This window comes from Ruegeria conchae, assembly GCF_000192475.1.
Taxonomy (GTDB): Bacteria; Pseudomonadota; Alphaproteobacteria; order Rhodobacterales; family Rhodobacteraceae; genus Ruegeria; species Ruegeria conchae.
Genome location: NZ_AEYW01000016.1, coordinates 17,386 through 32,743 on the forward strand (window position 1 = coordinate 17,386; position 15,358 = coordinate 32,743).

At 55.8% G+C, this 15,358-nt stretch carries 16 protein-coding genes and 1 tRNA gene; 6 read left to right on the top strand and 11 right to left on the bottom strand.

The window, feature by feature from the left end:
* Positions 1–15: 15 nt before the first annotated feature.
* From G7G_RS0115970 to G7G_RS0115980, 3 genes are read right to left on the bottom strand one after another with little or no spacing between them, the layout of a single operon-like run.
* The gene (locus G7G_RS0115970) at positions 16–1,194 is read right to left on the bottom strand and encodes a carbohydrate porin (protein WP_010442446.1); all 1,179 of its coding nucleotides are present in this window, start codon (positions 1,192–1,194) and stop codon (positions 16–18) included.
* Complete coding sequence (locus G7G_RS0115975; RefSeq protein WP_010442447.1) at positions 1,191–1,955, bottom strand: DUF3299 domain-containing protein; 765 nt, start codon at positions 1,953–1,955, stop codon at positions 1,191–1,193. The genes G7G_RS0115970 and G7G_RS0115975 overlap by 4 nt, the downstream gene beginning before the upstream one ends.
* A gap of 26 nt (positions 1,956–1,981) precedes the next feature.
* A complete protein-coding gene (locus G7G_RS0115980; RefSeq protein WP_037321800.1) occupies positions 1,982–3,394 on the bottom strand; it encodes a metal-dependent hydrolase family protein in 1,413 nt (470 codons plus the stop codon).
* A 124-nt stretch (positions 3,395–3,518) separates the two neighbouring features.
* Between G7G_RS0115980 and G7G_RS0115985 the strand changes: the two genes are divergently transcribed.
* On the top strand, positions 3,519–4,523 hold the full coding sequence (locus tag G7G_RS0115985; protein WP_158005278.1) for an AraC family transcriptional regulator: 1,005 nt from the start codon (positions 3,519–3,521) through the stop codon (positions 4,521–4,523).
* Positions 4,524–4,730: 207 nt separating this feature from the next.
* On the opposite strand, the gene G7G_RS0115990 is transcribed toward G7G_RS0115985, so the two are convergent.
* From G7G_RS0115990 to G7G_RS0116005, 4 genes are all read right to left on the bottom strand, one after another.
* On the bottom strand, positions 4,731–5,066 hold the full coding sequence (locus G7G_RS0115990; protein ID WP_010442450.1) for a hypothetical protein: 336 nt from the start codon (positions 5,064–5,066) through the stop codon (positions 4,731–4,733).
* A 200-nt stretch (positions 5,067–5,266) separates the two neighbouring features.
* Positions 5,267–5,343 (bottom strand) — tRNA-Arg (locus G7G_RS0115995).
* 21 nt (positions 5,344–5,364) lie between these two features.
* Complete coding sequence (locus G7G_RS0116000) at positions 5,365–5,841, bottom strand: GNAT family N-acetyltransferase (RefSeq protein ID WP_010442451.1); 477 nt, start codon at positions 5,839–5,841, stop codon at positions 5,365–5,367.
* Positions 5,842–5,854: 13 nt separating this feature from the next.
* On the bottom strand, positions 5,855–6,166 hold the full coding sequence (locus tag G7G_RS0116005) for an ETC complex I subunit (protein ID WP_010442452.1): 312 nt from the start codon (positions 6,164–6,166) through the stop codon (positions 5,855–5,857).
* Between G7G_RS0116005 and G7G_RS23215 the strand changes: the two genes are divergently transcribed.
* The 4 genes from G7G_RS23215 (at position 6,165) to G7G_RS0116025 (ending at position 10,813) form a co-directional block, all read left to right on the top strand.
* Entirely contained in the window at positions 6,165–6,803 is a 639-nt protein-coding gene (locus G7G_RS23215) for an SRPBCC family protein (RefSeq protein ID WP_010442453.1), read from the top strand. The genes G7G_RS0116005 and G7G_RS23215 overlap by 2 nt on opposite strands.
* Positions 6,804–6,884: 81 nt before the next feature.
* Positions 6,885–9,071 (top strand): excinuclease ABC subunit UvrB, encoded by a 2,187-nt coding sequence (gene uvrB, locus G7G_RS0116015; protein WP_010442454.1) that lies wholly within the window; start codon positions 6,885–6,887, stop codon positions 9,069–9,071.
* 96 nt (positions 9,072–9,167) lie between these two features.
* Positions 9,168–9,995: a formate/nitrite transporter family protein gene (locus tag G7G_RS0116020; RefSeq protein WP_238528820.1), complete on the top strand. Its 828-nt coding sequence runs from the start codon at positions 9,168–9,170 to the stop codon at positions 9,993–9,995.
* A gap of 110 nt (positions 9,996–10,105) precedes the next feature.
* Positions 10,106–10,813 (top strand): ORF6N domain-containing protein, encoded by a 708-nt coding sequence (locus G7G_RS0116025; RefSeq protein ID WP_010442456.1) that lies wholly within the window; start codon positions 10,106–10,108, stop codon positions 10,811–10,813.
* A gap of 3 nt (positions 10,814–10,816) precedes the next feature.
* Here the strand turns inward: G7G_RS0116025 and G7G_RS23220 are convergent, their stop codons facing one another.
* The 3 genes from G7G_RS23220 to G7G_RS0116040 form a co-directional block, all read right to left on the bottom strand.
* Complete coding sequence (locus G7G_RS23220; protein ID WP_238528821.1) at positions 10,817–11,260, bottom strand: excalibur calcium-binding domain-containing protein; 444 nt, start codon at positions 11,258–11,260, stop codon at positions 10,817–10,819.
* 65 nt (positions 11,261–11,325) lie between these two features.
* Positions 11,326–11,733 (bottom strand): universal stress protein, encoded by a 408-nt coding sequence (locus G7G_RS0116035; RefSeq protein WP_010442458.1) that lies wholly within the window; start codon positions 11,731–11,733, stop codon positions 11,326–11,328.
* A gap of 65 nt (positions 11,734–11,798) precedes the next feature.
* Positions 11,799–12,125: an antibiotic biosynthesis monooxygenase family protein gene (locus G7G_RS0116040; protein WP_010442459.1), complete on the bottom strand. Its 327-nt coding sequence runs from the start codon at positions 12,123–12,125 to the stop codon at positions 11,799–11,801.
* 156 nt (positions 12,126–12,281) lie between these two features.
* On the opposite strand from G7G_RS0116040, the gene G7G_RS0116045 reads away from it, so the two are divergent.
* On the top strand, positions 12,282–12,944 hold the full coding sequence (locus G7G_RS0116045; protein WP_120981253.1) for a hypothetical protein: 663 nt from the start codon (positions 12,282–12,284) through the stop codon (positions 12,942–12,944).
* 38 nt (positions 12,945–12,982) lie between these two features.
* Here the strand turns inward: G7G_RS0116045 and G7G_RS0116050 are convergent, their stop codons facing one another.
* Positions 12,983–15,268, bottom strand: coding sequence for a glycosyl hydrolase family 28-related protein (locus G7G_RS0116050; protein WP_010442461.1), 2,286 nt, complete (start codon positions 15,266–15,268; stop codon positions 12,983–12,985).
* Positions 15,269–15,358 lie beyond the last annotated feature (90 nt).

Genomic DNA, 15,358 nt, shown 5'->3' on the forward strand with positions numbered 1-15,358 from the left:
CCACATTCGAACCCGTCAGAAAACGATCCAGGTTCTTAGACCGAACAGCGTAATGCTATCCTGGGTGGGGTTCAGCAGCGGGTCAGAAATGAACTGCAGTGATGGCGTGATCTGCAGTCCGGGCGAGATTGAAAACCGGTAGAATGCTTCCAGAGTGAATTGATCACCGTCTATGCCTCTTGCCTCGGCCCAGTTCAGGCCCAGCCCGGCCAGATCGGTATTGCGACCGTAATATCCCAGACCCGCAGAAACCGACCGATCGTAAAGCGCCGCTGTCCCTTTTGAGGCCCCTGCCCGAAAGAATGGCATCCATGTATTGCCAACAAACCAAGCCGCTGAGAACGCGGCCCCATAATCTTCAGGGCGGCTGCCATCGTCGGCTGCATCCGCATGCCAAAGGGTCAGGTGGATATTGTCGAAGTAAATGCGATCAAAGCCAGAGGTGTAACCAAGTTCGAGTGACTTGAAGAGATTGCCATCGCTAAACACATCAAAGTTTGGATCAGACGGGTCGGCGTTTGCATCTGAGACGCTCGCAACAGCGTAGAAGTTTTCGCTCAGCTTTACCCCACCGGCGATGCCAAGGCCTTGATTGGGCGTGTTAATAGTTGGGTTGGTATTGAAAGACAGGTTTTGGAAACCACTGTAGGGGCTTACCAACCCGTAGATATCCACAAAGTCCGTTACATCAATCTGGCCGACTTGCAGCGCCCACGACCCATTCTCAGCCCTTTGGGTCCAGAACAAATTGGTCAGAAGCAAACCGTTGTCATTGAAGGCTGTTCCCGTGATTGAAAGGGCTCCGCCATCCAGCCCGAGAAATTGCGGAGCAACGTCAGTATAACTGTGCCTGTCTTCGATCTTGAATGTCAGAGACCCCCGTTCAGTTGCCTGCCAACTGCCGTAGAACCGCGCAATTCCGCTGGCTGCTTCGCCGGTTCCCAGATCAGCATCCGTGGTTTGGCCCAATGCCAGGTAGTCAATGTTGAACCGAAAACCACCCTCAGCCAGTCGGTCTTTCCACTGAAACCAACCCGGTGCGATGTTGCGTGGAAAATCGGAACGATATTGCGGATCGGTGTGCCCGTCTCCGGGCGCAAGATCGGCTTCGACTGAAGATGGCCCGGATAGTCCCTGAGCCGACGCTGCGCCAGCAAATGCAATGCTCAATGCGGCAACCAGAAGTCTTATCATTTTGACGCCTGTGCCCCACCGGTCTTGCGATTTCCTGCCGCGCGGATGCGATCAGCAGCACGCTGCTTCCATTCCAACCTGTCTGCCTCGGTTTCCAGAGTTTCGACACGTTCCGCCTCTAGCTGGAAAGTCGCATTCATAGGCATGAGGCCATCCACAACCATCATATTATGAACGGAAGGATCGATAGTCAGCGTGCCTGTCAGCCGAACGGGTTCGTGGAAATAGCTAGGCGCCCAGTCCCCGTTCAACCGCACACGGATCATCTGGTTAGGCGGAGGTGGAGGCATGTGGCTGCACATCCCTCTTTCTGGCACCAAATACGCCACAGGCCGGCCGTCCGGATCGCTTGGAGCAGGAATGGCAAAGCCCGCGAGTGTGATTGTTCTGCCGTCGAATTGCGGGTTTCCGCTCGTTCCAGCCTTTCTTCGACGTTCAGTCACAACCTCGCGCTGATCGAGTAACCAGTCGACGTCAATTCCGTCTGACACCAAGGCGTCTTCGGTCTCTGCTAAAAGCAATTGCCATTTCTGCCGTTCTTCGGCGCTGCCAACCTCCTGCTGCAACCTGCCGCGTATACGCACAACGAAAAGAACATCGTCGAACTGTTCGGGGCTGAGTTCACGATAGGGGTCATCAAAGACCTGCGCGGACGGGTCAGGCAGGTCAGACCAGTCCAACGCGGTTCCTGGCGTCGCCATGACAGGATGACCACACCAGACCAACCCTGCGAATACTAAGGAGCGGAACCAATGGTGCATAAATACTCTCCGGCTGTTGAGACAGGTCAATCCAGTGTGTTTTTGTAGATGACGCCGTCCTTCATGATCAGTCGGATCGTATCTGGGCTTTCAGGCCTCGGGTCGGCACCGAACCACTGATCACCCGTGCCAACAACCGAGAAGTCTTCAAGTGGGTTACCGTCGATCAGCAGGATGTCCGCATAGGCTCCTTCCTCAATCACACCCAGATTGCCCTCGGGATAGGGGTTCATGAATGGTCCGGACAAAGCGGCGATTTCACCGCCAGTAGATGTCATTGCGACCAACGAGGCGTGAGAGCCAAAGAACTCATTATTGAGATGTTTTTCATAGGCAATTTGAATATTGCAGGCGGCTACAGAACCTACGCAATCCGTGTGAAACCCTCTTTTAGCTGGGCACTCATTCATGTTTTTTATGTAGTCGCCAAAAGCCTGCGTAGCTGACTGTGCCTTTCGTAAGCTGGCTGGGACATCTCGAATGGCAGGAATATCGAAGAGATTTGGATCAAATGCGGTGAGATTGGTCGTGATGTAGGCTCCTTTCTCTTCCATCAGCGCTGATATTTCACAATCAAACATGAACCCGTGTTCAATTGATCGCACACCAGCATTCAGTGCCGCCATGATCGTTTCCTTGCGGTAGGAATGGGCCATGACGTAGCTTTCGTATTCGTTGGCAACCTGCACGGCCGCTTCTAACTCTGCCGTCGATCCTGCCAATAACTGCCACGGGTCAAACACTGAAACTACACCGCCTGATTGCATGTACTTCAGTTGTGTTGCTCCCATCCGGAAGTTGTTACGAGCAAACTTGTACATGTCAGAGACGCTGTCGACTTCTTGGGCCATATTCAGACGGCTGAAGTTCGAAGACTGGCCAACAGGCGCCGTAAAGTTGGCGAAATCAGCATGGCCACCACGCGTACTTAGAAAAGCAGCCGCAGGGTAGAAACGCGGCCCGGCAATGGTCCCGGTGTCGATTGCGCGGCGAAGACCTCCATTAGCGCCACCTGCATCTCTTACGGTGGTAAAGCCTTGCATTAAGTACATCTCAGCCATTTGAGTGCCGTGAATCGCGAGGTCTTCCCAAGTGCTGTTGGCTTCCATTGCGGGCAACGTGGGTCCTGGCAGCATCAGGTGTGCGTGATTTTCGATGAAGCCGGGGGTCAGTGTCCTCCCTTCTCCGTCAATGACCGTAGCGTCGGGGGCATCGATTGCGTCGGTTGATACGGCCTTAATCAGATTGCCCTCGACCAATACGCTGGCATTCTCGATGCGCTGTTCACTCACTCCATCGAAGATGTGCACGTTGGTAAACAACGTTTGGGGTTCTTCTTGATCCTGAGCCTGCGCGGACGCTGAAAAAGCAAGTCCTGCAGCGACAATTACCGTCGAGCAAAGCGACATTCGTAGACCGGACATAAGTACTCCCTTCATATTCATGTTTTACAAACTGTAGTCTGGAATACCTTGGCTCGGTTGCCACTTTTGAGTTAAGATGTTCGAATGTGATTGAAAAACTGGCCACTGCGGAAAACTAATCTAAACAAGGGTGACGGGCTTGCCTTTCAACTCCACCTCTCAAGAGCATAGCGAGGGCTTTATTCGCCTCTCTTTAGCCGCTCCGTTCCTGCAATATCTGACCGAACGTAAAATCAATCCGCAATCAGCATTGGACCAGGTCGGCTTGAAGGCCGAGCTGCTGTCTGACCCATCCGTATTTGTACACTCAGAGTTGGTTTACGGCTTGGTGAATACTTTCTCAGAGTTGTCCGGTGATCGATACCTTGGCCTGCATGTCGGAGAAACATTTGACCTGCAAGGATGGCCTCCGTTCGCTCAAGCCTTGCAATCGACAACGAGTCTGTTCGAGTTTTTTGCCCGTTTTGTTGGGCTTGTACCGCAGGAGTCAAACTCTGTGCGGCACAGCCTTGTCATTGAAGCTGACAGGGCGACTTATCGAATCGAGAGGCAACAGGAACCGACTGTCCCACCGGTTCAGGTTACCGCTTTTGGAGCCGCAATCTACGTGCGCCTATTGCAGACAGTCGTCGGAGACTCCTGGAATCCTTCCCGTGTTCGATGGGAAAGCAGATACATCACTGGTCTGCCCATCAACTACAAGGGGATCGAGGTTGGCCTTGGGCCTGATTCCGGAATGCAGATTAGTTTTCCTGTGGAATGGTTGTTTTTGCTCCACGTCTCTGAAGGCTCGACCAAACCATTGGCTTCGCCTCGACAAGATGAAGAAGTGACCGTGGTAGCTGCTTTGCGATCTGTCTTACGCGACAAACTGGACGAAACCGATTTGGGATCAGAGCGGGTGGCTGGATTGCTGGGAATACAGCCGGATCGGTTTCTGAAAGCGCTTCAGCAACAAAGCACGACGCTACCCCGTGAGATCAAACGGCTGCGTGTCGATGTCGCTAAGAAGCACCTCCGAGAAGACAAGATGACAATAGCGGAGATCGGCCTGATGCTCGGCTACTCCGACAAGTCCCATTTCACCCGCTTCTTCCGAGGTCAAACCGGAATGACACCGACCAAGTTCCGCCTTGGTGCTTAATTACGTTACTAGTTCTTGGATTGGCTCTCTATTGCTTGATAAGTGAGGACAGACAAGAACTTGCATTTCATTTCTTGGATCCCCTATCTTTGGATTGCTGAGGGATAGCTATTTCGCCACCAACCAGAATTGGAAGGCGATGAACGCCTGAACTATCGAAAAGCGATCCAACATCAGTGCCTTGGTCGCGCCGTCCGCTCAAATCAATTATTGCCCCGTAATTTCCCGACACGCGCCTTTGCCCCAGCCGGATTTACTTCCTGAAGCCGAGTAGTCGAAGGTGCCTTTTTCCGGGTGTACGTTGTAGTGCAGTGTGTAGCCATCGCCAATATACAGGTAGGTCAAAGTGTCGAGGCCGGGGAATACATCCACGTCTTTGTCGATGTCACCTATTGTAATGTGGCCCTTTTGCTGCCCGTCATATTTAACCAGTTTGGCTGCCATTTCCGGATGTTCTGCATCCGGCGCGTCACATTCAAACACGCGTTCTTCGGCAAATGCAGCCGCAGGCAAAAAGGCAAGAAGAAGAGCAATCTTTTTCATTGGATCCCAGTCCGTATTCCGTCACTTTCTTTGCGTCGGCTATTGGCTATTCTGGGCGTAATTTTGTCCAAACTCAGGTCGTAATGCGTTCTCTAACTCAAGCCATATCTCATACCGATACGACGGATTTTTCATCCGCAACCCGAAGGTTCACAAAAGTACCGGATCGGCCACGTGCACTCAGTATTGAAGGTAAGGAATGGCGATCCCTGAAGGACTCGAACCCTCAACCTGCTGATTAGAAGTCAGCTGCTCTATCCAGTTGAGCTAAGGGACCGCTGAGCCCTTCTTGCGGCTTTTAGCGGGCGGGTTCAAGAGCCAAGCGCATGAAGGCGCTGTTTGGGTCGTTTTCGTAACCTACAATCGGACCACAATATGAATACCCCAGCGATTCGTATAGCTTGCGCGCCGCGTCATAGCCTTGCAGATGGTTAGCGCCAGTTTCCAAAACCAACGCAGATAGTCCTTCATCTTGCGCGATCTGCGCAAGATGTTTCATCATCACCCTCGCAAGCCCCCTACCACGTGCCTCGGCCAAGATATGCACCGATTTGACCTCGGCGGTGCCGTCGGGCAATGCCTTTAGCGCGCCACACCCCAACGGGCAGCCGTCCTCAAAAAGCGCCCAAAATCGCGCTCCGGTGGCGGCAAGTGAGCCTGCATCCATTGTGTGATTGCTTTCGGCAGGGCCAGCTGCGTTGCTATGTGCGAAATGGGCTTGGATGATGGCGCGCATTTCCTCGGCGCCGGGATCGGCTTCGCGGATGTCGATCATTCAGGATGCCTTGTCAGTGAGTCCAGGGCGCGCGCCGATCTGTGGCAAAGTTCTCACCATAGCCGCGCGCCCGCAGGTTCGGCTTGCGTTTGTGCGGCTCGCTTACCTGCGCGTCGATACCGTTGTCTTTAGCGTAGTCCAGCGCCTCTTCCTTGGTATCGAATTTCAGACGCACCTGGGTTTGCGTGTCATTGGAGGAGGTCCAGCCCATCAGCGGATCAACTTCGCGCGCCGAAGCGGGGGCGTATTCCAAAACCCACTTGCGGGTCTTGGCCATCCCCGAGGTCATCGCGTTTCGCGAAGGCTGGTAAATCCGTGCACGCATGTCGCCTCTCCGTATCCACTTGATGGGCTTGTTTATGCGTCAGAGCGCGGCCCGGGACAAGATGACAAATGTCGCGGGCCGCGACAGCATCCTGATGACAGGAACTGTCATTGGCAACGCTTATGATTTTCGAAAGAGCAGCCAAAGGATTGAGCAGATGATCCATCATGAACGAACCCTTGAAATCAACGCGACCACCGAAGCTATCTGGGCAGTACTCAGCCGGTTTATGCAGATTGACGAAATTGCCCCACAGATCGCATATGTCGAGGCCCTGACGCATGAGGCGAATGGCATTGGGTCAAAGCGGCGATGTTACTTTGAGAACGGATCCTCTTTGGTCGAAGAGGTGACAGAGTGGGACCCCAACCGAGGTTACAGCGTGCGCCTGTCCGATATGACAGCGATGCCCCTAACCGATGCGCATGCCACGATCGCAATCAAACCGCTTGACGGGGCTAGAACCCGGGTGATCTGGAGCATGGATTATGCCGTGAAATATGGCCCCCTCGGCTGGTTTTTAGGGCAGACCTTGATGAAAATGATGATGTCGAAGGTTCTTGACAGCAACCTGAAGGCACTGGCCAACAAGGTGAATTCGGATCACATTCCGGATGCTGAACCCGCCTATTACTGAATCAGAGCTTCCCAGACCGGATCAGCCCTTGCAGTTGGACAAAATAAGAACAAATGTAGAGTTCTGATCCGGAGCCTGCCTATGCCATACGCCCATTCCGACAAGACCCAGCTAACCGCCGAGGACGTGCGCGCGCGCCTGAAACTGGAAGGCGGCAAGCAGTTTGTCATGCACACCGAATTCGCCCCCGCAGGCGACCAGCCAACGGCGATCAAGGAACTGACAGGCGGTGTAATTGATGGGGAACGTGATCAGGTTCTTTTGGGGGCAACCGGGACGGGCAAAACCTTCACCATGGCGAAGGTGATTGAAGAGACTCAACGCCCGGCTATCATCCTCGCCCCTAACAAGACGCTGGCGGCGCAGCTTTACGGCGAGTTTAAGGGCTTCTTCCCTGAGAACTCGGTCGAATACTTTGTCTCCTACTACGACTACTACCAACCCGAGGCCTATGTGCCGCGCTCAGACACCTACATAGAAAAAGAATCCCAGATCAACGAACAGATCGACCGGATGCGCCACTCGGCCACGCGGGCGCTGCTGGAACGCGATGACGTGATCATCGTCGCCTCGGTCTCGTGCATCTACGGTATCGGGTCGGTCGAAACCTACGGGGCGATGACGCAGGATCTGAAGGTCGGCAAGGATTATGACCAGCGGCAGGTGATGGCCGATCTGGTTGCCCAGCAGTACCGCCGCAACGATCAGGCCTTTCAGCGAGGCTCGTTCCGGGTGCGGGGCGATTCCCTGGAAATCTGGCCTGCCCACCTTGAGGATCGCGCGTGGAAATTCTCATTCTTCGGCGAAGAGTTGGAAACCATCACCGAGTTCGACCCCCTGACCGGTGAACGTGCCGCGACGATGGAGCAGGTGCGTGTCTATGCGAATTCGCACTACGTCACGCCGAAACCGACGATGAACCAAGCGATCATCGGCATCAAAAAGGAACTCCGCATCCGGCTGGATCAACTGGTTGGCGAGGGCAAACTGCTGGAGGCCCAACGTCTGGAACAACGCACCAATTTCGATCTGGAAATGCTCGAGGCCACCGGTGTCTGTAACGGGATCGAGAACTACTCGCGCTATCTAACGGGCCGCGCGCCGGGTGAGCCACCCCCGACTCTGTTCGAGTTCATCCCCGACAATGCCATCGTCTTTGCCGATGAATCCCACGTCAGCGTGCCGCAGATCGGCGGCATGTACCGGGGCGACTATCGGCGCAAGTTCACGCTGGCCGAGCACGGGTTCCGCCTGCCCTCCTGCATGGACAACCGCCCCCTCAAGTTCGAGGAGTGGGACGCCATGCGCCCGCAATCCGTCTTCGTCTCGGCCACCCCTGCGAAATGGGAGATCGAACAAACCGGCGGCGTCTTCACCGAACAGGTGATCCGCCCCACCGGGCTCCTGGACCCCGAGGTCGAAATCCGCCCAGTGTCGATGCAAGTTGACGACCTGCTGGACGAGGTGCGCAAGGTCGCCGCCGATGGCTATCGCACGCTGGTCACCACCCTGACGAAACGCATGGCCGAGGACCTGACCGAATACCTTCACGAACAGGGCATCAAAGTCCGCTACATGCACTCAGACATCGACACGCTGGAACGCATCGAAATCCTGCGCGACCTGCGGCTTGGGGCGTTTGACGTGCTGATCGGCATCAACCTGCTGCGTGAAGGGCTCGATATCCCTGAATGCGGGTTGGTCGCCATTCTGGACGCGGATAAAGAAGGTTTCCTGCGGTCTGAGACTTCACTGATCCAGACCATCGGCCGCGCCGCGCGGAATGCCGATGGGCGGGTGATCATGTATGCGGACAAGATCACCGGTAGCATGGAGCGCGCGCTGAACGAGACCAACCGCCGCCGTGCAAGGCAGGTCGCCTATAACGAGGAACACGGCATCACGCCTGAGACGGTGAAGAAGAATGTCGAGGACGTTCTGGCTGGTCTCTACGAAGGCGACGTCGACATGAACCGCGTCACCGCCACCATCGACAAACCGATGCACGGCGCGAATTTGGAGGCCCATCTGGATGGGTTGCGGGACCAGATGCGCAAAGCCGCCGAGAACCTGGAGTTCGAAGAAGCCGCCAATATCCGGGATGAGATCAAACGACTAGAGGCGGTCGACCTGGCCGTCGCCGACGACCCCATGGCGCGCCAATGGGCGGTCGAGAAAGCCTCGGAAGACGCCGTGAAATCGCATGGACGGTCAACGGCTGGACGGCCGGGGCAGCGGGGTGGGAATGTGAAGAGAAGGAAGCGGTAGGATAAAATTGGCTGTAGTGGTCAAGTTAGCTGTTTTAGTTAGCACGAGCTCTGGGCTGAACCTCAGTACTTCGTCGCGTGACCTTGATCCGGATCAATGTCGAAACATGAATGTGTTGGCAGTGTGCGACGCATGAAGGCTCACAATCCAACCGGCGTAGACGCCTACAAACCTGCACAGATTGCAGAACTGGTTGAAACATCTGGTGTCGCAAAGGCACATCTTTCCATCGTTCAAACGCTGACACTTGCAATACTCGCAGGTGTCTTCATCGGCTTCGGTGGGGCCGCCTACACTATGGTTATGACCGGCGTAGATCCCGGATTTGGGCCAGCCCGATTTCTTGGTGGGGTGGTGTTTTCTCTGGGCCTGATCCTTGTGGTCGTTGGTGGGGCGGAACTATTCACTGGAAACGCGCTGATGACCATCGCGGCAGTGGATCGAAAAATCTCGATGCGTGACCTGTTGAGGAACTGGGGATTCGTGTATCTCGGAAATTTAGTCGGAGCCGTCGCACTAGTCCTTGCTTGCGCTGCAAGCGGTTTGCTGGAAGGACCAATGGGGGCTACTGCTGCAGCGATCGCAAATGGCAAGATTGATCTCTCTCCAACGCAAGCCTTTATGCGAGGCATTCTGTGCAACGCCTTAGTCTGCCTTGCAGTCTGGCTGAGCTTCGCCGCCAGATCGGTCGTGGGAAAGGTCATGGCAATACTCTGGCCAATTTCGACGTTTGTTCTGTTGGGTCTCGAACACTCGATCGCTAATATGTACCTGCTGCCTCAGGGTGCGCTAGCAGGTGCCAAACTCGGTTGGAGCGCCACCATCAGCAACCTTTTTTGGGTCACGGTCGGTAATGTAGTCGGAGGCGCGGGCGGTGTCGCGCTCGCCTATCGGCTTGCCTATTTGGGCAAGGCAAGCGACTGACGCTAGCTCAAGTCCTGTCTCGATTGACGATAGCCATACACTTCAAGGTTGCAGCGTAGCTTTCTCTCCTCCACGTTTGACATCACAAATTGTGATTCCAAACGGATGCCATGACGAAACCCAACACCCTGCCCAGCACGCATGAAGTCCAGAGCGCCATTCACCGGGTGCGCGGCACCCGCGTGGTACTGGCCGAGGATCTGGCGCAGTTCTACGGAAAGTCCGTCAGCGCTTTCAATCAGGCTGTCTCGCGCAACAAGGATCTGTTCGAGGGCTACCGTTTTCAGCTGAACGATGCCGAGGTCGCTGATTTGCAATCACAGAATGTGATTTCAAAACCCAAAGGCCGCGGCGGGCGGCGGGTCAATCCGTGGGTCTATACCGACTACGGCGTGGCCATCGCCTCGACCCTGTTCAAGGACCCTCGCGCGATCAAGATCACCCGGATGATCACCGAAGCCTTTGTTGACGGTGTGAACGCGCTGGCCGAAACCCCGCGCAGCGTGCCGGAAATCCTGACACCCACGGACGCTCCTGCCCCGCTGCTGCCCAATGGCGATCAACTGCGTGATCTGGCCGAAAATATACTCGATTCAGGGCAACAGAGCCTGGTCGACTACATCGCCAACCCCACCACCAAGCGCCAGCAGGCGGTGGCGATGATTATGAAAACTCTGGCCGAAACCGCCGGAGAAGAGGTCCGCACCCAGCAGGAACGCCTGCGCCTGCGCATCGCGGAACGTCTGGCCACTGGGGATTACACAAATGATGATGACCGCAAGCGCCTGCTGGAGTTATTGCAAGCCATGAAGGGATGATCATCAGGGTTTGAGGAACTTCGCGGTTCCAACGGTTCGCTCACGCGGTGCCTGAGTTTGCCGCGGTGCGTTCCCGGCGGTTCCCGGCATCGCAGTCGTTCGTTGCCGTTGCAGACCACGGGTGCCGCAGGCAACGCCGTCACCGTCAGGGTCATTTCGCTTGTGATAGCCCGGCCCGCCTTCAAAAAATGGCCCCGGAACAAGCCGCTGCACCGTGTCACAGCCCGCCAGCGCCACCAGATGGATCACAGCCTCATGACGCTCGTAGTCCGAGATGCGCAAATACACTCCGATCGTGATCATTCCGATTGTCAACGGCAGCGCAAGCACCATCAGCAGAATGCGCAGCGGCGACAGAGCTTTCCGACGCATCTCATCCGCACGACGTTGCCGCCTAGTCATCCGCGGATTAAGGCCAATCTCATCATTTGTATTTCCGGTCGTCATCGGGGTAGATATATACCCTGTATGTGGCAAAGCCATGGCCATACCGAGCTAAAAAACCTATTCCGTCACCGCACCACATGCACTGCGCATTTTGCGTGCCGTACCACATGGGTCGCGGTTGACCCCAACAGCAGATCCTGCATGCCAGGCCGGTGCGAGGCCAGAATGATCAGGTCGGGCTTGTTCACTTCGGCCCAATCCAGAATTGTTCTGCCAGAGTGACCTTCGATCACCTGTCCTTGGGCATTTGGTAATCGAGCAGCCAGCGTGTCAAGCTCAGCCTGAAGCGCTTTGCGTGTCTCTGAAAGATATTCCGCCGGCATGTATGAGATCGCATAATCCGGAATGTGCTCGACCACATGCAGCAGAGTGATCTGCGCCTGTGGGGTTGCCAGCAACTTTGCCAGTTTCATCGCCGCCGAACTGTCGCGTTCGGCATCAAATGAAATAGGGACAAGGATGTTGTGATACATGGCTTGTGCCTCCGTGGTTGCGCCGGCATCTTGCCCTGCCTCGCCACAGCGCGCCTTGATTCAGGTCAGGAACCGCCGAATGTTTCGGCAACGTCATACATCACCGGCTCAAAGCTCTTACACAGCTCGTTGATGCGGCGGTTTCGTTCCCGCATTTCCGGCGTACGCAGCATCGCCAGAAAGTCGTCGCGCCGCTCCCATTGCGAGTAATTTGCAATCCGGGTTTGGGCATCATTTACATGAAGACCGGCTGAAATGAACCCTGGCTGTTTCGAGATAAAGGAGGCATACGCATCCGTCAGCGCCTCAAGAAGATCCTGGCAGGTCCCGGGCGTCATTTCAAACGTGGTGATGACGGTCTGGCAACTGGCGGTTTTGGAAATCTGCGGCATTTGGCTTCTCCTTTGTAGCTGCCCCCAGCCTAGCACAGCTTTCAAATTCACAATCTATTTCGTGCAGATAAGTGCGGATGCAGATCAAAAAACTTTCTCAGACATGAACAAGATACTAACCATCCATTAACCAAGTCGACCGATGCTGCTCAGATGATGCATCGGCTTCTTGTATCCGTATTACTTATATGGCTAGCCGCTCCGGCTTCGGCCGGGGCCTGGCTGCGCGAAAAAGGCTCAAGCTTCACCGCAATCTCGGTGACCGCTTTCCAAGACGACGGCGACACTCATAGATACAAATCTGCTCTCTATTCCGAGTGGGGTCTGAGGCCGAAACTCACAATCGGGCTGGATGCCGAGGAGCACCAGGATCTGTATGGGCATGCGTTGGTTTTCGCCCGCATTCCCGTCGCTGATTTTGGGCAAGCAGGCCGATTTTCCATCGAGTTCGGACTGGGCGCACATCACCGTCAATACGATGCCTGGGCGATGTACAAAACAACACTCTCATATGGCAAAGGTATTCAAATCGGATTGGGGGGCGGATGGATCAATATCGACGCCGTGCACGAAAACCGCACGCATGAGGCTCTAATCCGCAAGCTGGATTTCACGGCTGGCCTGTCCTCGGGACGGCGCATCGACCCGCTCTTGCAGATAGAAACCTCGTATATTTCAGATCGCCCTTGGTATTGGCGGGTACGTCCTTCGCTGATGTTTCGCCCGAAAAAAGGCAACCTCACCTGGATTCTGGGTGCCGAACGAAATTCAGCCGATGACAATATCGGAATCAAATTCGCCCTGTGGCGCCGCCATTGAAGATGGGCCGCCCAAAACTGGAGAGCCCGCCACATCAATCAGGTATCGATCCGCAGGATAGTCGAGACTGCCCCGCGCAAGCCTTCGGACCAGCGCAGGCGTATATCGCTCTGACTGGCACCTTGTCTCAGTTCAACATATGGCGAGGTATAGCGTATCGCGTTCGATGCGTTCCTGAGGGTGCCCAGGGCCACAACCGAATCACATCCGCGAGCACGGCCGCCAAATGGTAACTGCCCCTGCGAACTGACGGTCCAGGACGAAGACGCCGAACTCTGCGTATGTTGCAGCCTCAACGGGTTGGCGCAGGGCGTGTCGATGCCGTGGAACGTGTTGTTCTCAAAACACACTCTCTTGTACCGTTCCGGGTCGAGATCGGCAAAGCTGGTATCAACCCGATCCACCCGGTCGATCCGCACATTGTTGACGCGGAACTTGTTCCCGGTCACGGTCAGCCCGTTCAGGAAATGACCCGTGCCATAGGGGCGGATCACCAGATAGCTGAACCAGGGCGCGACATCGCTGGCGTAGAAAATGTTATCCGTGATACTCAGCGCGCTGAATGAGAAGCTGGTAAAGTAATCCGGGTTCGCATCGTGCTCGTTGGTCCACTCGATAAAGCAGTTATCGACATAGTTCTCGGCGATGGACGAACTGTTGTAGCCACCGATAATGACCAACCCGGCATTGCGCACCCCGTTGGCCACGTTGTCGCCCTGGAAAAAGTGGTTGCCCAGGACCAGATTGTTGTCGCCGCTCAGCACTGCGAAATGATGGAACCGGGTCGCCCGGTTATGGCGCAGCTTGACGTCATTGGCATTGGCGTTCAGTGCGATTGAGCTGCGATCCGGCACATCCAGACTTTCCTCGGTCGACAGGAATTGACAGCCATCAATCAGCATTCCCTGACATCCGCGCCCGATCGAGGTAACGCCGCGATCTTTGGGGCGACTGATAAAGCAATCCTTCAGCACAAAGGTGTTCCCACCCGGGGACAGCCGGATCGCGCTGCATCGCCCGTTGCACTGGAACTCGATCCCTTCCATGTTGAACTTCTGCAGCGCGCTGAAGCCGCTGAAATCCAACAGATATTTGAAAGCTGTAAAGGTGAAAGCCTGTGTACCCGCCGCATCATAAGTCGGCGCGCTCAGCGTGATCTCACCGGTGCTTTCGTTTTTCGACCGCACATAGACCTCGCGCCCAACACCGCTGCCGGTGACCAGCGAGCCCACAGGTATATTGGCCACATTGGCCACATTGGTCAGCGTATCAGGATCAGACGGGCTATAGGTCGCGACCGAGGTGAAGGTTTCAGTATCCCAGGCCGAGCTGCTTTTGACATCAAACTGTCCATTACGCACCACGCGACGGGTGGCATAGCCCGTTCGGTTTGGCACCGCCGCCGCCATATCGATAGATTCGGTTACTGCGATCTTGCGCCCACCCAGATCCAGCGATTCATGGTCCGAGCTATTCAGCAGCGCCTGAAAGGCCTTTTTGAAAGCCAGCATTTCGTCACCGAACGCGGTGATATAGGTGGGCAAATCAAAGTTCTTGGTCAGCAGCAGCATCTTGTCGACCGGCATCGTGACGGTGCCGTCAAACGAAACCTCGGATGCCATGTTGGTGTTCTCTTCCAGCCGGAACTCACCTTGTGGCACGTAGACCTTGCGCCCATTCGCGGCCTGATCCGCTGCCTCAAACGCCGCCGAGTCATCGGTGACCCCGTCGCCCACCGCCCCAAAATCGCGCACGTCTACCAGCCCGATCATGTCCCGCAGGAAAACCGAAGTCACATCGGTGATCTCGATATCATCCACCCGCACCACCGCGCCGTTGGTGCCTTCGATATCCAAACCAAAATGGCCATAAAGCGCCGTGTTGCCCCATGGCATATCCACGCCGGGGCGCAGGCTCGTGCCCACGATGGCCGTCACCTCATGCACGATGCCATAGCCGGTCAGCTGCACCGCGGGGCCCTGCTCGACCAACCCGTCCACATGCGCATCTCCGGCACCACCGGCCCAGCCCGCAACCCGCACCTCGGGCAGCGGCCCACTGATCGCCTTCACCCGCGCCTTGATCTGCAGATAGCAGCCCGGCAACAAGGACGTCTGCCCCATATAGCGCAGACGCTGAGGCTCTGCCGTCTTGTATATCTCCAAACAGCCCGCAAAATCCGCATCCGCCGGAACGAACACTCCCGTGCCCGACCCCTCATAGGTCGGAGAGCCCGGCGTGCCGTCGCCACTGGACCAGACCCCAAGACCAGCCGCATAGGCGGGCGGCATGAACACCATGCCATCGGTGATTGCCTTGTTCATGTAAAATCCCTTTCCCAATCGCGCCAAGCACGCGCGCCAAAACCCGATACTGCCCGGGCCCTGAGCCCAAGCGCATGGGTCTGAGTATCG

Coding starts and splice junctions, on each gene's coding strand:
- G7G_RS0115970 (WP_010442446.1), bottom strand. CDS start 1,194: ATGATAAGACTTCTGGTTGCCGCATTGAGCATTGCATTTGCTGGCGCA.
- G7G_RS0115975 (WP_010442447.1), bottom strand. CDS start 1,955: ATGCACCATTGGTTCCGCTCCTTAGTATTCGCAGGGTTGGTCTGGTGT.
- G7G_RS0115980 (WP_037321800.1), bottom strand. CDS start 3,394: ATGAAGGGAGTACTTATGTCCGGTCTACGAATGTCGCTTTGCTCGACG.
- G7G_RS0115990 (WP_010442450.1), bottom strand. CDS start 5,066: ATGAAAAAGATTGCTCTTCTTCTTGCCTTTTTGCCTGCGGCTGCATTT.
- G7G_RS0116000 (WP_010442451.1), bottom strand. CDS start 5,841: ATGATCGACATCCGCGAAGCCGATCCCGGCGCCGAGGAAATGCGCGCC.
- G7G_RS23215 (WP_010442453.1), top strand. CDS start 6,165: ATGTCGCCTCTCCGTATCCACTTGATGGGCTTGTTTATGCGTCAGAGC.
- G7G_RS0116005 (WP_010442452.1), bottom strand. CDS start 6,166: ATGCGTGCACGGATTTACCAGCCTTCGCGAAACGCGATGACCTCGGGG.
- uvrB (WP_010442454.1), top strand. CDS start 6,885: ATGCCATACGCCCATTCCGACAAGACCCAGCTAACCGCCGAGGACGTG.
- G7G_RS0116020 (WP_238528820.1), top strand. CDS start 9,168: ATGTCGAAACATGAATGTGTTGGCAGTGTGCGACGCATGAAGGCTCAC.
- G7G_RS0116025 (WP_010442456.1), top strand. CDS start 10,106: ATGACGAAACCCAACACCCTGCCCAGCACGCATGAAGTCCAGAGCGCC.
- G7G_RS23220 (WP_238528821.1), bottom strand. CDS start 11,260: ATGACGACCGGAAATACAAATGATGAGATTGGCCTTAATCCGCGGATG.
- G7G_RS0116035 (WP_010442458.1), bottom strand. CDS start 11,733: ATGTATCACAACATCCTTGTCCCTATTTCATTTGATGCCGAACGCGAC.
- G7G_RS0116040 (WP_010442459.1), bottom strand. CDS start 12,125: ATGCCGCAGATTTCCAAAACCGCCAGTTGCCAGACCGTCATCACCACG.
- G7G_RS0116045 (WP_120981253.1), top strand. CDS start 12,282: ATGCATCGGCTTCTTGTATCCGTATTACTTATATGGCTAGCCGCTCCG.
- G7G_RS0116050 (WP_010442461.1), bottom strand. CDS start 15,268: ATGAACAAGGCAATCACCGATGGCATGGTGTTCATGCCGCCCGCCTAT.